General features: G+C 48.3%; 1 pseudogene. It reads left to right on the forward strand.

Annotated elements, in window-relative coordinates:
- Window positions 1-559: pseudogene (locus SHEWPOL2_RS22120) on the forward strand (IS5-like element ISSpu11 family transposase); the annotation flags it as partial.

Consider the following 559-nt stretch of genomic DNA (forward strand, 5'->3'; position numbering starts at 1 on the left):
GAGCACTTGGCTATCGATTCGACAGGCTTGAAGGTTTATGGCGAAGGTGAGTGGAAAGTGAAGAAACATGGCACAGATGGCAAGCGCCGCGTGTGGCGTAAGCTGCATATCGCCGTCGATACCCATAGCCATGAAATTATTGCAGCAGAACTGAGTTTATCCGGCGTCACTGATGCTGAAGTTATGCCGAATTTGCTCAAGCAAACCCATCGAAAAATCCGAAATATTTCAGGTGATGGTGCTTACGACACAAGAGCCTGTCACGATGCGGTTCGTAGAAAACGCGCTTTAGTACTCATTCCACCGAGGGACGGTGCTGCACTCTGGGAACACGGACATCCGCGTAACTTAGCGGTCAGTTGGCAACAGCTTTATGGTTCAAATAAGCAGTGGAAAAAACGGTATGGTTATCATCGGCGGTCAATCTCAGAAACTGCCATGTACAGGGTAAAGCAATTACTTGGTGGTAGATTGAGCCTGCGAAATTATAACGGTCAGGTGGGAGAAACTTACGCGATGATAAAGGCTTTGAACAAGCTTACAGGGCTAGGCATGCCTG

This window comes from Shewanella sp. POL2, from assembly GCF_000282755.1.
GTDB classification, from domain to species: Bacteria; Pseudomonadota; Gammaproteobacteria; order Enterobacterales; family Shewanellaceae; genus Shewanella; species Shewanella xiamenensis.